The organism is Dysgonomonas sp. 511, from assembly GCF_010501105.1.
Classification (GTDB): domain Bacteria; phylum Bacteroidota; class Bacteroidia; order Bacteroidales; family Dysgonomonadaceae; genus Dysgonomonas.
Map to the genome: position 1 here is coordinate 1 of NZ_QVMQ01000125.1, position 306 is coordinate 306.

Annotated in this window: 1 pseudogene; it reads left to right on the top strand. The window is 41.8% G+C overall.

Going from position 1 to position 306, the window contains the following annotated elements:
* Nucleotides 1-176: pseudogene (locus tag D0T57_RS15540) on the top strand (4-alpha-glucanotransferase); the annotation flags it as partial.
* Between the last annotated feature and the right edge of the window lie 130 nt (nucleotides 177-306).

The following is a 306-nucleotide window of genomic DNA, read 5'->3' on the forward strand; positions in this document are numbered from 1 at the left end:
AGAGGCATGGACTGAGCCGCACCTCTTCAATATGGATGTGCAAACGGGTGCGCCGCCCGACGATTTCTCGTTCTATACAAAACTGGGGGTTTCCTACTTACAACTGGGACGAAATGGCTAAAGACGGTTACCAGTGGTGGGTGAAACGTTTCCGTAAGATGGCCGATTATTTCAACTGTAAATTCAAGTGAAAAGCTATTGTTGCTATAACTGCAACTTTCATTTCTCAAAATAGAATTAAAAGATATCGCAGGCTATTTGCCGTATGGATTGAAAGTGAATAGTAAAGATGATAACGATATTGGA